Annotated in this window: 16 protein-coding genes and 1 pseudogene; 11 read left to right on the top strand and 6 right to left on the bottom strand. The window is 46.4% G+C overall.

Annotated features, from left to right (window positions below):
• Positions 1 to 22: 22 nt before the first annotated feature.
• The 5 genes from QUA10_RS13845 to QUA10_RS13825 all read left to right on the top strand — a co-directional run bounded on the left by QUA10_RS13845 (position 23) and on the right by QUA10_RS13825 (position 4,869).
• Complete coding sequence (locus tag QUA10_RS13845; RefSeq protein ID WP_333081674.1) at positions 23 to 769, top strand: calcium-binding protein; 747 nt, start codon at positions 23 to 25, stop codon at positions 767 to 769.
• Between the two features lie 243 nt (positions 770 to 1,012).
• Positions 1,013 to 1,954 (top strand): tRNA pseudouridine(55) synthase TruB, encoded by a 942-nt coding sequence (gene truB, locus QUA10_RS13840; RefSeq protein WP_333081675.1) that lies wholly within the window; start codon positions 1,013 to 1,015, stop codon positions 1,952 to 1,954.
• 149 nt (positions 1,955 to 2,103) lie between these two features.
• Positions 2,104 to 2,334 (top strand): membrane protein insertion efficiency factor YidD, encoded by a 231-nt coding sequence (gene yidD, locus QUA10_RS13835; protein ID WP_333081676.1) that lies wholly within the window; start codon positions 2,104 to 2,106, stop codon positions 2,332 to 2,334.
• Positions 2,335 to 2,550: 216 nt separating this feature from the next.
• The gene (locus QUA10_RS13830; protein WP_333081678.1) at positions 2,551 to 3,765 is read left to right on the top strand and encodes a response regulator; all 1,215 of its coding nucleotides are present in this window, start codon (positions 2,551 to 2,553) and stop codon (positions 3,763 to 3,765) included.
• Positions 3,766 to 3,870: 105 nt separating this feature from the next.
• On the top strand, positions 3,871 to 4,869 hold the full coding sequence (locus QUA10_RS13825; protein ID WP_333081680.1) for a glycosyltransferase: 999 nt from the start codon (positions 3,871 to 3,873) through the stop codon (positions 4,867 to 4,869).
• A 136-nt stretch (positions 4,870 to 5,005) separates the two neighbouring features.
• Here the strand turns inward: QUA10_RS13825 and QUA10_RS13820 are convergent, their stop codons facing one another.
• The 4 genes from QUA10_RS13820 to QUA10_RS13805 all read right to left on the bottom strand — a co-directional run bounded on the left by QUA10_RS13820 (position 5,006) and on the right by QUA10_RS13805 (position 7,343).
• Positions 5,006 to 5,578 (bottom strand): Uma2 family endonuclease, encoded by a 573-nt coding sequence (locus QUA10_RS13820; protein WP_333081694.1) that lies wholly within the window; start codon positions 5,576 to 5,578, stop codon positions 5,006 to 5,008.
• 163 nt (positions 5,579 to 5,741) lie between these two features.
• Entirely contained in the window at positions 5,742 to 6,071 is a 330-nt protein-coding gene (locus tag QUA10_RS13815; protein ID WP_006630924.1) for a HesB/IscA family protein, read from the bottom strand.
• Between the two features lie 139 nt (positions 6,072 to 6,210).
• Positions 6,211 to 6,630 (bottom strand): cupin domain-containing protein, encoded by a 420-nt coding sequence (locus tag QUA10_RS13810; protein ID WP_333075032.1) that lies wholly within the window; start codon positions 6,628 to 6,630, stop codon positions 6,211 to 6,213.
• A gap of 428 nt (positions 6,631 to 7,058) precedes the next feature.
• Positions 7,059 to 7,343, bottom strand: coding sequence for a hypothetical protein (locus tag QUA10_RS13805; RefSeq protein WP_333081681.1), 285 nt, complete (start codon positions 7,341 to 7,343; stop codon positions 7,059 to 7,061).
• Between the two features lie 395 nt (positions 7,344 to 7,738).
• Here QUA10_RS13805 and gltB point away from each other — a divergent pair, with 395 nt between their 5' ends.
• Positions 7,739 to 12,325 carry a glutamate synthase large subunit gene (gene gltB / locus QUA10_RS13800; RefSeq protein WP_333081682.1) on the top strand — a complete coding sequence of 1,529 codons (4,587 nt, stop codon included), beginning with the start codon at positions 7,739 to 7,741 and terminating at the stop codon, positions 12,323 to 12,325.
• 198 nt (positions 12,326 to 12,523) lie between these two features.
• The gene (locus QUA10_RS13795; protein ID WP_333081683.1) at positions 12,524 to 12,805 is read left to right on the top strand and encodes a hypothetical protein; all 282 of its coding nucleotides are present in this window, start codon (positions 12,524 to 12,526) and stop codon (positions 12,803 to 12,805) included.
• A 92-nt stretch (positions 12,806 to 12,897) separates the two neighbouring features.
• Here the strand turns inward: QUA10_RS13795 and QUA10_RS13790 are convergent, their stop codons facing one another.
• Positions 12,898 to 13,257 (bottom strand): hypothetical protein, encoded by a 360-nt coding sequence (locus QUA10_RS13790; protein ID WP_333081684.1) that lies wholly within the window; start codon positions 13,255 to 13,257, stop codon positions 12,898 to 12,900.
• Positions 13,258 to 13,490: 233 nt separating this feature from the next.
• Here QUA10_RS13790 and QUA10_RS13785 point away from each other — a divergent pair, with 233 nt between their 5' ends.
• The 4 genes from QUA10_RS13785 (at position 13,491) to QUA10_RS13770 (ending at position 16,872) form a co-directional block, all read left to right on the top strand.
• A complete protein-coding gene (locus QUA10_RS13785; protein ID WP_333081685.1) occupies positions 13,491 to 14,885 on the top strand; it encodes a hypothetical protein in 1,395 nt (464 codons plus the stop codon).
• Positions 14,886 to 14,984: 99 nt separating this feature from the next.
• Positions 14,985 to 15,203 (top strand): DUF4926 domain-containing protein, encoded by a 219-nt coding sequence (locus QUA10_RS13780; RefSeq protein ID WP_333081695.1) that lies wholly within the window; start codon positions 14,985 to 14,987, stop codon positions 15,201 to 15,203.
• Positions 15,204 to 15,286: 83 nt separating this feature from the next.
• Positions 15,287 to 16,144: a hypothetical protein gene (locus QUA10_RS13775; protein ID WP_333081686.1), complete on the top strand. Its 858-nt coding sequence runs from the start codon at positions 15,287 to 15,289 to the stop codon at positions 16,142 to 16,144.
• 173 nt (positions 16,145 to 16,317) lie between these two features.
• The gene (locus tag QUA10_RS13770) at positions 16,318 to 16,872 is read left to right on the top strand and encodes a GNAT family N-acetyltransferase (RefSeq protein WP_333086279.1); all 555 of its coding nucleotides are present in this window, start codon (positions 16,318 to 16,320) and stop codon (positions 16,870 to 16,872) included.
• 225 nt (positions 16,873 to 17,097) lie between these two features.
• Here the strand turns inward: QUA10_RS13770 and QUA10_RS13765 are convergent.
• Positions 17,098 to 17,718 (bottom strand): annotated as a pseudogene (locus QUA10_RS13765) (photosystem II q(b) protein); the annotation flags it as partial.

Genomic DNA, 17,718 nt, shown 5'->3' with positions numbered 1-17,718 from the left:
ATTTCTACCCATCTTCAGAATCATGCCATCAGCAGTGCCAATTCGACCAATTCCCGTCACCACCCCAACCCCCACCGGCGGCGGTACCAGTCCCGGAGGATCACCTGGCGGCACTCGGGGCACCAGCGGCCCCGACTCCCTCAGAGGTACTGCGGGCGCTAACTTGATATTTGGTTTGGGTGGCCCTGACAGCATTTTTGGCTTAGGCGCCAACGATTCCCTCTACGGCGGCGACGGCGATGACTCACTGCTGGGCGACATTGGCAATGATTTGCTGTTCGGGGGTGCCGGCCGCGACAGCGTTTTGGGTGGCGCCGGCGACGATACTTTCTACGGTGGGAAAGGTTCTGACTCAATGCTGGGCGCCGATGGCAATGATTTGCTGTTTGGCAACCAAGACACCGATACTTTGTTGGGAGGCGCGGGCGATGACTCGCTTTTTGGGGGTGCCGGCGATGACTCGCTTTTTGGTGGCATCGGCAATGACTGTTTATCGGGCGATCGCGGGCGAGATACTTTAACTGGCGGCGCTGGAAACGATACTTTTGCGATCGGGCGTTTGGCAGACGGGGATGTGATTACAGACTTTACTGATGGTATCGATCAAATTCGCTTGACTGCCGGCCTCACCTTTGGCGAACTCACCATTTCCGCTGGGACAGGAACTTCGCCGAGTACAATTATTCAGCTTACAAACACCAAGGAAACTCTCGCTACTTTATTCGGAGTTGCCCGCGGTTCTATCAGTCAGGCAGACTTTATTCTTTAATGGGTAATAGGGAATTGGGAATTGGGTTGGCGGATACTTTGTAGTTTTAAGTTTTGAATGTTGAACTTTTTAACTCAAAACCGCTTTCCCGTTGCGAATAACGTTAGCTTTCGCGATGGGAAGGAAAGCAATCTCAAAACTTTTCATTTTCTTTTTTCCTGCTTCCTTCTTCCCTCTTCCTGACATCCGTTATATCCGTTACATCTGTTACATCTGTTACAAAATCCGTTGCCGAACTTCCTAATGACTACTGACGGTTTTCTCAATCTCAACAAACCTGCGGGCATGACTTCTCACGACTGCGTGGGGCGAGTGCGCCGGCTATTGAAACTCAAGCGAGTCGGACACGGAGGAACCCTCGATCCTGCTGTGACTGGCGTTTTACCGATCGCCCTGGGCAAAGCAACCAGACTGCTGCAATATCTCCAACACAACAAGGCTTACCGAGGCACGATTCGGTTTGGCTTAACTACTGCTACTGACGATTTAGAAGGAGAAATTATCCATTCTCGATCGGTGCCAGAGTTGAGTTTGGAAAAAGTGCAAGCTGCACTGCCAAAATTTATAGGAAAAATTGAGCAATTTCCGCCTAGTTTTAGTGCGGTGCAGGTGGGAGGAAAACGCCTTTATGAGTTAGCTAGAAAAGGCGAAACTGTGGAAGTTGCTGCTAGAAATGTTGAGGTTTTTCGGCTGGAAATCTTGGATTGGCGATCGGGGGATTTTCCTGAATTGGATTTGTTGATCGCCTGCGGGGCGGGTACTTACATTCGGGCGATCGCGCGGGATTTGGGTGCGGTGTTGAATACAGGCGGCACTTTGGCTGGTTTGACTCGCACCGAAAGTAGCGGTTTTTCGATCGAGGAAAGTCTAACTTTTGAACAATTGGAACTGCAATTGCAGGAGAATAAGTTCTGCCCGATTTTGCCATCGGCGGTTTTGGGGCATTTAGGCGCGATCGTCCTTTCCCCTGAATATACCAAACGCTGGTTTCAAGGACAGCGCCTCCCGATTCCCGAAACGCCGATCGGGCTAGAGGAGGACAGTCGGAACAATCCCCCCGACAACCCAATAGCCCAACCTCCCTATCCGTTGCAGGTGTACGATCGAGACGGTAATTTTTTAGGTATCGGTCAAGTAGCCAACTCAGAGACAAGTACCATATTATCTCCTCAAATTGTGATTTAAGTATCTAAAATAAAAATGAAAAAAGGTATAATTGGTACGGGCAAAGTTGGCGGAACTCTAACCGCTGGGAATGCTCTCGATGCACCTAGCTGACAGCGGTACGGGACGAGATTTTGCTATTAATCTAATCAATCGCTAAGGTAAAAATTGTGAAAATATTGCTGATCGGATTAATCCGAGGCTACAAAATGGGGATTTCTCCTTACCTGCCTAACGCCTGTAGATTTCAGCCAACTTGTTCGCAATACGCGATCGAAGCAATAGAAAGATTTGGGTCTGCCCGCGGCAGCTCAATGGCAGTTAAGCGGATTTTGCGCTGTCATCCTTTTCATCCAGGGGGTTACGATCCAGTACCTCCCACAGATAGCGAGGGCAATTAATTATTAGTTATAATCCTGATTTTAGTTATTAGTTAATAGGGCAAATAGCCGTTACATCCTCATGGCTAAAACTCCTGGGGGGAATCAGTCCCTAAGAGGGTTAAATTCTCACAATTAGTGGTGTTTTTTAACCTAAATTCAGTAAAATTACTGTTATCTTTCAAAACTCAGCAGCTATATAATGGTACAAACAGAGTACAGGGGATGCGAGTTGATATGTCTGCTACCGCAATCGGATACAAAATGTTGTCCCATACTCTGGCTGTACTCAGCCAGAAACAAGCAACGGGGAAACTGGTGTTAGAGCAAGGGGAACAACAGTGGCAACTTTACTTTTTTCAGGGTAGTTTGGTGTATGCCACGGGAGGATCGCACAGAGCTAGACGCTGGTACAGGGCGATCGGGCAACACTGTCGAAACTTTCAAGTCGATCTCAGAGACCTCGATGCTGGAGAACTGTGGGAATATCAACTGCTTCAGCGAGGGATAGCAGCCAGCGAAATGAGCCTGGAACAAGCTAGGGCGATCGTCCACACCAGCCTTTCCGAAGTGTTATTTGCTCTGATCGGTCAATCGGGTTTGCGCCGGGAGTGGCGTCCGTCCCAGAAATATTTTTCTACAATTACCTCTTCTTTGCTGCTGTCTTTAACAGAAGTAGAGAAAGTTCTGTGTTGTACAGAAGAAATTTGGCAGAAGTGGAAAGCAATGGGTTTGTGGCTGGTAGATCCAGAACAAGCACCGCTTTTAAAACCGTCGGCTCAGTTGCAGCAAAATCGATTTAGTTCTAATTCTTTGATCGCTTTGGGTAACGTATTCAACGGCGAGAATACTCTTTGGGATATTGCATTTAAGAAAAAGCAGTGCGTGACAGTGGCAACTCGCGCTTTAGTCAATTACATCAAGCAGGGTTTAGTAAATTTCCGCACAGTACCAGACTTGCCGTCGCCTATAGAACAGTGGCGCCTGGCCGCAGCTATCGCTGGGCCGGGTCGCCCTTTGATTGCTTGTATTGATGACAGTCCGACAGTTTGCGAATTTTTAGAGCAAATTTTATTGCCGGAGGGCTATCGAGTCCTAAAAATTCAAGACCCCATGCAGGGAGTGGGCCTCCTCGCCAAACAAAAGCCTGCTTTAATTTTTATGGACGTGGTGATGCCGAAGACAAGTGGCTTTGCTTTGTGCAATTTTTTGCGAAAGACACCTGCTTTTCGGGAAACTCCGATCGTGTTTTTGACCAGTCAAGACAGTATAATTGACCGCACACGAGCGAAATTGACAGGTGCTTCCGATTTTTTGAGGAAGCCAGCCAATCCCGAACAGGTTTTGGAAATAGCTGACAAGTATTTGAAGGTAAAAGGCGATCGCTACCCTTCAGCAATTCGCCCCCAAGATATACTGAACTCGCACCAACTTACCTTGGCAAATTCTTGACCCCAAATTAATGAACACAAGAACCCCTTGCTGGGTGCGTCAGTTCCTGACGCACCCTACGCTCATTGTAAAATAAAGACGCAATCGAATTTAAGATAATTAATTATGAGTAATGTTACGAGCGATCGCACTCCGCAGGTGAGCGTAGTAATTCCGGCTTACAACTGCGCGGATTACGTCGGCCAAGCCGTAGATAGCGTTCTGCACCAAACCTATACTAACTGGGAAATTATTGTCGTAGACGACGGCTCCCGAGACGATACCAAATTAGTTTTAGAGAAATATGGCGATCGAATTCGCTACATTTACCAACAAAATCAAGGAGTTTCGATTGCCCGAAATCACGGCATCGAGCTAGCGCGAGGAGAATTTATCGCCTTTCTCGATGCTGACGACTACTTTTTTCCCGACAAATTAGCAGCACAAATGGCTGTATTTGCAGCGCGACCGAATTTAGGAATAGTTCACAGTGGCTGGCGTCTAGTTAATAGTATAGGCGAACCGCTAAAAGATGTCAAACCCTGGCAAAATGTCCCTAAATTAGACTTAGAAATGTGGCTGCGGTGGAAACCAGTATTACCCAGCGCCATGGTATTTCGCCGTCAGTGGTTAGAGCGCGCCGGCGGATTTGATCCTCGATTTCCCCCGGCAGAAGATACAGATTTAGTGCTGCGTTTAGCCTTAATGGGATGCGAAGCAGAGTGGTTGCAACAAGTAACTGTTTGCTACCGCCAGCACGAACAAAGCGCCATGTACAAAGGTTTACCGCAGGCTAAATCCCTCGCCGCAGTCATGGACAATTTTTTTGCCCGCCCCGAGTTGCCGGATAAAATACGTTTGTTGGAAAAGCAAATCAAGTACAGTACCTTAGTTTGGATTGCTTGGTATTTGTACCGCACCGGTCATTCGGTTGAGATGGTAGAGTTTTTGCAGCGTTCTTGGAATTATACGCCTTATTTGCCTGTGGAAACAGTAATTAATTGGGCGGAAGCTTTCGCCGAGTTTTCGCAGGATGCGGGAAATGAATTCGATGCAGATTTATTCGCTCAATCTCCTGAGTGGCAGCAGTTAATGCAGTGGATGATTCTGGGTACGCCAGCTTGATTGAAAGCTTTTCCATTGCACTCATATCGTTTACGGTTGCATAGGAATTATTTAACCGCAGAGAGCGCAGAGGACACAGAGGAAGAGAAGAGAGGCTTTTCGCATTTCTGGCTATGTAAAACCTGCATAAACTTTATTAGCCTTCAGTTTGAGTTTCTGCTTCAGTAAAAATTGGCGGCCACAGTTCAGAAATTGGCAATTCCCAACCGGGGAAAAGTTCGGCGACCGTCAAAATATCTTCATTTCCCAACACAATTGGTTCACATTCCTGACGATAAACTGTAACAGTTTCTTCGTCCGGGTCAATCAAAATTCCAACTTGTGCTCCGAGTTCTAGAAAATTTAGAATCTTTTTTTCTAGCGGTTTAATGCGATCGCTCTGTGATTTAATTTCTACTACCAAGTCTGGGACTAATTCTCCGAAATAACGGGGACTTTGCCTGAGACGTGCCGCTCGAACAAAAGAAACATCAGGTGCTGTAAGGTTAGCATCAGGTAAAATAAAGCCGCCTGCGGAGTCAAAAACTCTACCCAAACGGCGGGGATTCACCCAAACGAAGAGAAAGGCACTCAAGCGAATGCCAATTTCACTAGATACAATATCTGACGGGCCCACAATGATAATCTTCCCGCTTTCTAGTTCAACTTGGTAGTCTTGACCGGCTTCTTTGAAGGTTTTTTGGACTTTTTCTAAGTCTTTGAGTGTCATCATACGATTTTAGATTTTAGATTTTAAATTTTAGATTTTATAATTATCTGCAACTGACGCACTCTAAATCATATTGGTTATTGCTTATTTTGTCAGGTGCGTCAATCTATTTTAGATTTTAGAATTGAAGAATTATCTGCAACTGACGCACCCTACAGGTTGGTTATTCCTTAGCCGAAAAGGAGTTGCCGCAGCTACAGCTTTGGGCTGCATTGGGATTGTGAAATCGGAAACCTCCGCCCATCAAGTCTTCTGAATAATCCAAGGTGAGCTCATTGAGATATTTTAAGTGCTGGGGGTCGATCGCAACTTCAATTCCCTCCGACTCGCATACAGCATCTTCTGGGGCTGGCGCATCGTCAAATGCCATTGTATAAGACAAACCGGAGCAGCCGCTCGATTCCACGCCCAGACGAAATAAAGCATTGGGGTTCGGATGCTTCGACTTGAGGCGCGTTACTTCTGTTGCTGCTGTTTTGCTCAGATGAATCATTATGAGTAATTGGTAATTGGTAATTGGGAAGTAATGTTGAGTTTTGAAAATGTAGAATGTGGCTAGGCCTGTACCTTACCCGGAGAATGTAAAGTGCGCCGGGCCGCGCACCTTACCTCTATATTTTTAGCAACTTGAGTTACTTAGCCTTTTCATTACGAGCATAATCGTCTTGAAAGCGGATAATATCATCTTCTCCCAGATATTCGCCATTCTGCACCTCAATTAAAACAAGGGGAATAACTCCCGGATTTTCCAGGCGGTGAGAAGTGCACTGAGGAACGTAGGTAGACTGATTTGTAAACAGAACTTGTTCAGTTTCGCCACAAGTAACTTTTGCAGTACCTGAAACCACAATCCAGTGTTCGCTGCGGTGGTGGTGCATTTGCAGGCTGAGGCGGTGTCCTGACTTAACTTCGATCCGCTTAATTTTATATCCTGGGCCTTCTTCTAGAGTCGTAAATGAGCCCCAAGGCCGCAATTCTGTAGCGGCTATTGCGTTGGGTGCTGCAGGTGCGTGCAGGGTAGATACTTGAGAAATTTCTTGAATCTGAACCATGATTTTTACTCCTTGAGGATTGCTTGCTGAATCCTTTGGTAAACGACGTTGTTTTTTGAGATTAACTAATCTATAGTTAAAACCGAAGCCCACCTGCGGGGACTGGTTAGCCGACTGTAGAGTTTTGCAAGAGTTGTGCTCAGCCCGATCGACTTGCCTTAACAACCATAGCAAAACCAACACAGGTGTTGTCACCTGGTATTTGCTCGATCGCCCCTATCTACATCAAATCTTCATAGAAACGGCGCTGGTTCTTGAATATTGATTAAAGGTGAATCCTAATCCAGCTCTTGAGACTGCTGCTGCAAAACTTCTAGCATCTAGTTAGAGACCCTCTGGGATGAAACCTAGTCTAATAGTTAGACTTGAATAAGTTTGGATAAGTTCTGTAACGCAGTGATCGGTAAACCGAACGTCATATAGCCATCCTAAATCATTGGTGAATTTCTTACTCCCTCCCCTTGATAAGGAGAGGGGTGGGGTGGGGTCAAAAATTTACGACTCCTGCAAGGATTGCTATAGAGTTTTTTCAATTCTGCAACCAGGGTGGGAGAAAGCTGGCGAAAGCTATCTAACCAGGCTTTGAGTTGATCGACTTTTTGCAATTTTTCAGAAATACTCATTAATGTTGAGAAGGCCAAATGCTGCTGGAGAATGTCACCCAGACGCTGAGGATACAGTCGCATTAACAATGCTATAAACTCATTTCTCAAGAACAGGCTTTCCGGCCTGTTCCACAGAGAGTAAATTTTGTGCGCTGGGCCGAAAAGCCCGCCCTTGAAAAGCTTATTAACAAGAGTGCAAGATGTGAGTTAGTATCGGAATTACTCATCTCTCTTCTCTTCTTCTGCGCTCTCTGCGGCCTCTGCGGTTTAATAATTCACATAATCGAAGAGTCTTTAAGCATAAATCTTTAACCTCCGGGTTCCCTAGTTAAGTTATCGGCTTTAACTATTTTTTTTACTCGGATCGAATAAGCTTTGATTTTTGGGTACATCTACCCAATTGAGTAGATCCACATATAATACATGATACTAGAGCGATCGGCATCCCATCCTCTACTCTAGATCAACATCTTTTCGTCACTTTGACAGGAGCATCAAAATAAATGAACAGCAACGGACTGCCACAAAAGCAAGGTCTGTACGATCCGCAGTTCGAGCACGACGCTTGCGGAGTCGGATTCATCGTACACATGAAGGGTAACAAATCCCACGAAATTGTCGAGCAGGCACTGACAATCCTATTGAACCTCGACCACCGGGGCGCGTGCGGCTGCGAACCCAACACCGGAGACGGGGCGGGGATTTTGATGCAGGTGCCCCACAAGTTTCTCAAGAAAGTAACGGCGGCCCTAAACATCGAACTTCCTGAAGCCGGCGAGTACGGCGTTGGCGCGATTTACTCGTCGCCAAATCAAACTGAACGCGAAAACGGCCAACGCATTTTTGAGGAAATCGCGGCAGAAGAAGGCCAGGAAGTGCTGGGCTGGCGCGATGTGCCCACCGACAACTCGTCTCTCGGCGACACCGCCAAATCTAGCGAACCCTTCATGCAGCAAGTGTTCCTCCGGCGCGCCGCAGGTATCGATGAGGCGGCTTTCGAGCGGAAACTGTACGTCATCCGCAAGCGTGCTCACAATGCCATCCGCAGGACTAACACAGACCCATACTGGTATAATTCCACACTCTCCTGCCGGACGATCGTCTACAAGGGTATGTTAATGCCGGTGCAAGTGGGAGATTACTATCCCGAACTGCACGACCCCGACATGGAAAGCGCTCTAGCCCTGGTTCACTCGCGCTTCAGCACGAATACTTTTCCGAGCTGGGAACGATCGCACCCTTACCGCTACATCGCTCACAACGGCGAAATTAACACGATGCGCGGCAACATTAACTGGATGCACGCGCGGCAATCGCTGTTCGAGTCGGAACTATTCGGCGATGACTTAAAGAAAATCCCCAATTTAATCAATATCGAAGGCAGCGACTCGACGATTTTTGACAATGCTTTGGAATTGCTGAATTTGGCCGGGCGTTCTTTGCCGCACGCTGTAATGATGATGATTCCCGAACCTTGGACAGCCCACGAGTCCATGAGTGACGAGAAAAAAGCTTTCTACGAATACCATTCTTGCTTGATGGAACCTTGGGACGGCCCGGCTTCGATCGCCTTTACCGATGGTACTTCGATCGGGGCCGTACTCGATCGCAACGGTTTGCGCCCTTCCCGCTACTGCGTTACCAAAGACGACTTGGTAATTATGGCATCGGAAGCGGGAGTTTTGCCGATCGCCCCAGAACGAATTGTATCAAAAGGTCGCTTGCAACCGGGGCGGATGTTCCTGGTAAATACCGAGGAAGGCCGCATCGTCTCTGACGAGGAAATTAAGACCAAAATCGCTACAGAACACCCGTACCGCCAGTGGATCGACCAACACATGGTCGAAATCGCCAAACTCAAAGATGCGCCTGCAGTAGCAGAATCCCACCCGGAAACATTATTGCAGCGGCAAATGGCTTTTGGCTACACCTTTGAAGAACTGCGGTTGCTGTTAGCACCGATGGCGAAAGATGGCGTGGAAGCTGTCGGCGCGATGGGTGCGGATACGCCGCTGGCGGTGCTTTCCAATCGACCAAAACTGCTTTACGAATACTTCCAGCAGTTGTTTGCTCAAGTTACCAATCCGCCGATCGATTCTATCCGCGAAGAAATTGTAACTTCTGCCGAAACTACGATCGGCGCTGAACGCAATTTGCTCAAACCGGAACCCGAAAGCTGTCATTTGATTGAACTGAAAACGCCAATTCTCAGCAATGAAGAATTAGCTAAGCTCAAACACGTAAATGAGGGCAATTTCAAGTCACTCACCGTGCCGATTTTGTTTGACCCCAAAAGCGGCGTAAAAGGTCTAGAACAAGCCTTAGAAGAGGTTTTTGCAGCAGCAGACAGTGCGATCGCCTCCGGGGTGAATATCATCATTTTGAGCGATCGGGGTATCAGTCCAGACCAAGCTCCAATTCCGGCGCTGCTGGCAGTTGCGGGCCTGCACCACCACTTGATCCGTAAAGGTACGCGCACGCGGGCGGGACTCGTTCTCGAATCCGGTGAACCGCGCGAAGTGCATCACTTTGCGACACTTATTGGATATGGTTGCGGCGCGATTAATCCGTATTTGGCCTTTGAGACGATCGCCGATTCGATCCGCGAAGGATTGCTGCTAAATGTCGAGTACAAAACAGCTTGCAAAAACTACATCAAAGCCGCAACTAAAGGGGTGACGAAAGTTGCCTCGAAAATTGGGATTTCCACAATTCAAAGTTATCGCGGCGCGCAGATTTTTGAGGCGATCGGCTTAAACAAATCCGTAGTCGATAAATACTTTGCTTGGACAGCCTCGCGGATTGAAGGGGTAGACCTCGAAGTCATCGCCCAAGAAGCAATTTTGCGCCACAATCACGCATTCCCCGATCGCCCATCCAGCGGACATACTCTCGATGTTGGCGGCGAATATCAGTGGCGGAAAGAAGGCGAAGCGCACTTGTTCAGCCCGCAGACAATTCACGCGCTGCAAAAGTCGGTGCGCGAGGGCAGTTATACGCTTTTCAAACAGTATTCTGGGCTGGTTAATGAACAAAACCAGCAGCATTTTACCTTGCGCGGTTTGTTGCAATTCAAACAGCGGGAATCGATACCGATTGAGGAAGTTGAGCCGATCGAATCTATTCTCAAACGCTTTAAAACTGGGGCGATGAGTTACGGTTCGATTTCTAAAGAAGCCCACGAATCTTTAGCTGTGGCGATGAACCGCATTGGTGGCAAATCGAACACCGGTGAAGGCGGAGAAGATCCGGAACGCTACACTTGGACGAACGATCGGGGCGACTCGAAAAACAGCGCGATCAAACAAGTTGCTTCCGGGCGTTTCGGCGTTACCAGCTTGTACCTTTCGCAAGCGCGGGAACTGCAAATCAAGATGGCGCAAGGCGCGAAACCCGGTGAAGGCGGACAGTTGCCCGGTAAAAAAGTATACCCGTGGATTGCGAAGGTGCGGAACTCGACTCCGGGTGTGGGATTGATTTCGCCTCCTCCTCACCACGACATTTATTCGATCGAAGATTTGGCCGAATTGATTCACGACTTGAAAAATTCCAACCGGGAAGCGCGGATTAGCGTCAAACTCGTGTCGGAAGTTGGAGTCGGGACGATCGCGGCCGGGGTTGCGAAAGCCCACGCCGATGTCGTGTTGATTTCCGGCTACGACGGCGGTACCGGCGCTTCGCCGCAAACTTCGATCAAACACGCCGGTTTACCTTGGGAATTGGGATTGGCGGAAACTCACCAGACTTTGGTACTCAACAATCTCCGCAGCCGGATTGTGGTAGAAACTGACGGTCAAATGAAAACCGGCCGCGATGTAGTAATTGCTGCACTGCTTGGTGCTGAGGAATTCGGTTTTGCGACCGCGCCGCTGGTGACATTGGGCTGTATCATGATGCGCGTTTGCCACCTAAACACTTGCCCCGTGGGCGTTGCAACGCAAGACCCGCTGCTGCGGAAAAACTTTACCGGCGACCCCGAACACACGGTAAACTTTATGACCTTTGTGGCGCAGGAAGTCCGGGAAATTATGGCGCAGTTGGGCTTCCGCACCCTGAATGAAATGGTGGGGCGGACTGATGTTTTGGAAGCGAAACAAGCTGTGGAACACTGGAAGGCTAAGGGTTTGGATTTCTCCAAAATCCTTTATCAGCCGGAGGTTGGGGCGGATGTCGGGCGCTACTGTCAGATGGCGCAGGATCACGGTTTAGAAAAGTCTCTGGACATGAGTGTACTGCTGGATTTGTGCAAAGGTGCAATCGAAAATGGCGAAAAAGTACACGCCAAACTGCCCATTACCAATGTCAACCGCGTTGTCGGAACAATTCTCGGCAACGAAATCACCAAACGCAACTGGGAAGGTTTGCCGGATGACACGGTGCACCTGCACTTCCAAGGCAGCGCCGGACAAAGCTTTGGGGCTTTTGTGCCCAAGGGTGTCACCCTGGAGCTCGAAGGCGAAGCTAACGACTATTTGGGCAAAGGGCTCAGCGGCGGCAAAATCATCTTGTATCCGTCGCCAGCTTCTACCTTCGTCGCGGAAGAAAACGTGATTGTCGGTAACGTAGTGCTTTACGGCGCGACATCCGGCGAGGTTTTCATCCGAGGGATGGCGGGCGAACGTTTTGGGGTGCGTAACTCCGGCGTTAACGCAGTAGTTGAAGGTGTGGGCGATCACGGTTGCGAGTACATGACTGGCGGCAAAGTTGTAGTTTTGGGTGAAACCGGGCGCAATTTTGCAGCGGGTATGAGTGGCGGTGTTGCTTACATTTTGGATGAAGCGGGGGATTTTGCAACTCGCTGCAATATGTCGATGGTGGATTTGGAAAAATTGGAGGATGTTGAGGAAATTAGCGATTTGCGGCAGTTAATTCAGACTCATGTTGATTTGACTGGAAGTGCGAAAGCATCCAAGGTTTTGGCAAATTGGGACTCGATGGTGCCGGTATTTGTGAAGGTGATGCCGAGGGATTACAAGCGGGTGTTGCAGGCTATTGAAAGGGCGATCGCATCGGGTTTAAGCGGTGATGATGCCCTGACGGCTGCGTTTGAAGAAAACGCTCGCGATGTCGCTCGGATTGGCGGCAGTTAGTAAATCCAAGAAACCGGGTTTCTGCGATAATTTTGGCATTTTCACCAGGATTTAGGAAGAAACCCGGTTTCTGAACCCCACCCACAGAGCGCAATAGGCCACGTCGCATCGAGAGGTTTTTTAAGGTTGGGGGTTGCCATCCGAGAAAATTCATGCTACACTTGTGGTATGGATTAGCAAATATTCGGAGGGTCTCACATGGTTCAACTCCATGAAACCGAAGCTATAACCTTCATAACTTTGATTATTTTATTTCTTATCAAGAATATATTTAAGTTTACACCAACTATTTGTGAAACTATCGAAGAAAATCCTACAAAAACAAATATTAAAAAAATCTTATCGTTCGGCAAGGAGGTGTCTGTTATGATAGGTCAAGCAACTATAGGAGCTAGGACTTTTGGTTTTGTCTTTGTTGATGTAGTTGAAGCAGTTAAGCTTTGGTTTAAAGGGGATGAGACCCAATTCCTGGACAATTAAATAGATCAGATGATGGTGAGAAGAGCAAGCTCAGCAACGCCACTTCTCACCATGAAATCGAGCCGAGATATAGCATTTAGGTTGGCTGGTTCTTATTCGTAAGCACTCATATCAGACCAAAATTCCCACCTGAACCAACTTGCAAGCTCATCGACAGCATCTGAGAACTCGCGCTTTTCTTCTTCGGTCATAGCACGCGCACGGTCAACCCACGTACCTTCGCCGCTCGGATCTTGCACGTTAGTCGTGTCCTTGAGGCGCTTAATGGTCTCGATCCAACAACGGGCATTTTCGTCCTGGACTCGTGTCACATCAAAATCCTTAAATGCACGTGTGCAGTAGTCGAACGCCTCGGCGAAACTTTTTTCTTCGCCCCAAGGATGTGGTGCCATAAGCGCCGATCGAGCTTGTGAGAGTTTTTCGGTTTGGTAGCTGAAGCGATCTTTTGTCACTTGGTCACCTCTCTATTATTTATCGTGTTTCCCTGTATTATCTTATTACTTATTATCTTCTTACTATAGAAGTTGCAACATTTCGCGCGGCGACACAACATTTCTGTTGACCGCCTGCAAGCAGCCTTTGCAACTCCACTAATCTCTGTCCGTCCGCTCCAATACACTTGTTAGGCCACGCGAAATATTGCACGATGGGCTAAGCTGGTAGTCACTACTCTAATTCTTGAACTATGGATCTCTTCACACCTGTCGTACCTCAAGAACTTCAACATCCTAACTTTCGCTTTATCACTAAACCAGGATTCTTTGACCCGGAAAGTAAAGTCTTGAAAAATTGGGCGGATGGTTTTGAAGATCGAGATGGTAAATTTGTCAAAGAGTTCCAGACAACATTTAATTCATCATTTTGGGAATTGTATCTCTTTGCCTGTTTTAAAGAGCTTAACTGTAAAGCAAATCTATCTCATTCATCCCCAGATTTTGTATTAACTTCTCCTTATGGCGAATTTATTGCTGAAGCGACTACAGCAAACCACCCTCAAGGTCATCGTCCTGAATGGGATAAAGATCAGGTTAGGCCCGAAGAAGCCGAAATGGATGATATTTTAAGGTTATCTACGCTTCGACTATTACAAGCAGTCACTGAGAAATTTAAGAAATTTAAGAAATCCTATTCAAAACTCACTCATGTTCAAAATAAGCCATTTGTAATATGCGTTACCCCCTTCGATCAGCCATTCTTTTTTATTCAAGATTGTCTAGCTATTATTCGCGTTCTTTACGCCTATGACCAACCTTTGACAAGTTCAGGGACTCAGGAAGGAGAATTGTTTATTGTAGGGGAGTCTAGAAAATACCAAGTACAGAAAAAACCAAATTCGGAAATTGATTTAGGCTTATTTACAAATGAAAATATGGCTGATGTAAGCGCCATCATTTTTAATAATAAAGCAACTATTTGCAAGGTTCGTGCCCTTGCTGGCGAAGGAAAATATCCAGTCATATTCTATGGTTCTAGAGCAATTGAAACTGATACTGAAACAGGAGTTGAACGTTTTGTTGCAGAAAGACCAAATTATCAAGAAACATTGCTTGATGGTTGCCATGTTCTCTTTAATCCATTTGCCAAACATCCTTTAGATCGAAAGCTTTTTGAGGGTAAAGAAATAGCACTTCATAATTATGACCCACAAACGCACACCTATCAATTGAGAATCCCGAATGGATTCCTTTATCAACGAGGATGTACGTCGATCAGTGGTGAAACTGAAGAAGCTCTCAACAATTACCCGGCTGCTACCCTTAGCACAAAAACCTATGAAGAATTGCCTCCCGAAATCTGGCCCGAAGAGAAATTATATGAGGTTGGAAAAAATGGATTATTCTCCGAAAATCACATGGGGCATTATCGTGGCTGGACTATCCTAGTTTCTCTGGATTCAACCGATCAAGATTGGAGCGCTTTAGCAGTAAATACTCTCTGTTACAGTTATCCCAACTTCAGGGAAGTTTACAGTGATGACAATATAGCCTCAACAAGTCTACTAGGAGAATGGTTGGCAACAAAAGAAGAAGCGTACACTGCTATTAAATGTAAAATTGACGAAATCTTTGAACAGAACTGAATCGACAATACTATTTTACAGTCTGTCTAGCAATAACTGGAATCGAATCACTGACAAGAAGCCTGAAGCCTGGGTTAATCGTATTGCATAGTTACCTCTATAAAGTCAGCAGTATGGGAAAATCAACGGTATCGATCCGAACTTTATTCAGATGTCATCTTGCTGTGCAACCTTCCAGAAGAAGGACTTTATGCCGGCGATATCGGTACGGTTTTAGAACAGCATCACGTTGAGGGGATAGAAACAGGTTATAGCGTTGAGTTATTCGATTTGTTGGGAAACATTGTAGCAGTTGCGACGCTACCTGGAAGTTATTAGCGATCGCCCACAAGTGCAGACAGACCTACAATGAGCCTTGTTAACTGATATCATGTATAGGATTAGGGAAATCAACAAGCAAAATGATTCAACCCATACCGAAAATATCCATCAAACCTGGATACCGTCCCCAGTCGGATGATAAAACTCCTGAAGCTGATGCAATTGATTTTTACCTACTGCGGCAACTCACCAATTCCCAACGGTGGCAAATGGGGGCAAAATTAAATCGTTGGGCAAAAACTGTTAGCTTGCGCGGCATGAAAAAAGCTTGTCCCTCAACCTACAAAGAGCGATTTGCTCGATCGATATTAGGTAGCAAGTGGTTGCCAATTTTAACCCCCACCAGTGATCCTTCTATGTGGACGCAAGACCCCAGCGAAATTGCTAGACTGCTGCACCCAATTTTTGAAACATTAGGTGTCTCTTATTATATTACAGGAGGCGTTGCCGCTTCGGTCTATGGCGACCCTAGAACAACACGTGATTTAGATTTAGTAATTGAATTAATCCGGGACAATATTTTTAAATTAGTTGAAGCACTAGAAACGGCTGGTTTTTACTGCCCTCCGGGTTCGGTAGAAGATATTCAAGAGGGTAGAGGGATGGTGTTGAGCGTCACTCACATGACTTTAGTATTGAACGCTGATATTGTGCTGAATTCTAATACAGAATTCGACCGCTCAAAAATGGCAAGACGACGATTAGAAGCGCTTGACGAAGCTGGTGTAGAACAATTTTGGGTTGCTTCTCCTGAAGATATTGTGTTGGCAAAACAGCTCGGGCGGCAACAGTCTCAGTCTCAAAAACAATGGAATGATGTTTTGGGAATTCTGAAAGTCCAATCTGAGAATTTGGATCGGGGTTACTTAACAGAGTGGGCCCAACAATTGGGGTTGATTGATGATTTGAACCTAGCTTTTACTGAATCAGGGATTTGATGCGAGCGCCCACCAGTGCAGACATACCTACAGTCATGATATTGTCCGAAGGCGATCGCCCCTAAAATATTTACAAAACTAAATCTGGTATGCGATCTATATCTAGCTGTTAGAATAGATAAACCTGAGCATTAAAATCGCAAATGTATGACAGCTTTCCTACACACTATGCAATGGAATATCTAACTTTTAGAGAAGCTGATCGAGAGGACATACAGGCGATCGTCAATATTCACAATTCTCATGCGCGCGGTCAAAATACGTCGATCGAGCGCGGCTTTTTGCTAACACAAATTACTCAAGATGAGATTGTCCAAAGCTTAAATAATTCATGCAGATATTTTGTCGCAGCTAAAACCGATGGGGAAATTCTGGGATTTGTGGCTATATCACAACCCAAAATATCTGATGAAATGTTGGATAAAATTATCTGGAAAGATGAGGATTTTAAGAAAAGAGTCACCAGCGATCGGCATTTTTATCTCGAAAGAGTAGCAACAAAGTTAGACTGCATGGGTAGAGGTGTTGCTCGATTTATGTATGAAGAAATTTATAAAAATTTTCCAAATTCATTAATTTCGCTGTTTATTGTTACCCGCCCCATAGCTAATAATCGTTCACTAATATTTCACCAAAAACAGGGATTTGAACAAATAGGAACTTTGCAAATTGACCTATTTCTAGATTTACAAAATTATGAAAGTATTTTGCTGTTTAAAGAAACTTGAATTTATTAGGAGTGAGTCTCCCAGCAGAAGCAGACCTCAATCCAGCCTAACAGGAATTACCAGAAGCGAGGGAACAGTTATCTCCGCGAATTGCCATCTCAAATAAGCGCGATCTAACTCCCTTGGTGGCTGTGATATTTCCCTTCCCCGCAATAAAAATATTTTTCCCCAAACAAAAAGCGCCCCTATTACTAGGAGCGCTTTTTGTCAATCGATAGCTAAAACTTAGCCATTGATAGAAGGAGCAACCAAAGCTACGGGAGTTGTTTCACCAGCAGCCAAGTCAAGCGGGAAGTTGTGAGCATTGCGCTCGTGCATTACTTCCATACCCAAGTTAGCGCGGTTAATCACGTCAGCCCAAGTATTGATGACACGACCTTGAGAGTCGATAATCGATTGGTTGAAGTTGAAACCGTTCAAGTTGAAAGCCATCGTGGAGATACCCAAAGCGGTAAACCAGATGCCGACTACTGGCCATGCACCTAACAAGAAGTGCAAGGAACGGCTGTTGTTGAAGGAAGCGTATTGGAAAATCAAACGACCGAAGTAGCCGTGGGCTGCGACGATGTTGTAGGTTTCTTCTTCTTGACCGAATTTGTAACCGTAGTTTTGCGATTCGGTTTCGGTTGTTTCACGAACCAAGGAAGAGGTAACTAGAGAACCGTGCATGGCAGAGAACAAGCTACCACCGAAGACACCAGCAACTCCCAACATGTGGAACGGGTGCATCAGGATGTTGTGCTCGGCTTGGAACACGATCATGAAGTTGAATGTGCCGGAGATACCCAAGGGCATACCGTCAGAGAAGCTACCTTGTCCAATTGGGTAGATCAAGAATACTGCGGT

It is taken from the genome of Microcoleus sp. Pol8_D6, assembly GCF_036700965.1.
Lineage (GTDB): Bacteria > Cyanobacteriota > Cyanobacteriia > Cyanobacteriales > Microcoleaceae > Microcoleus.
This window is presented reverse-complemented; position numbering and strand designations above follow the sequence as displayed.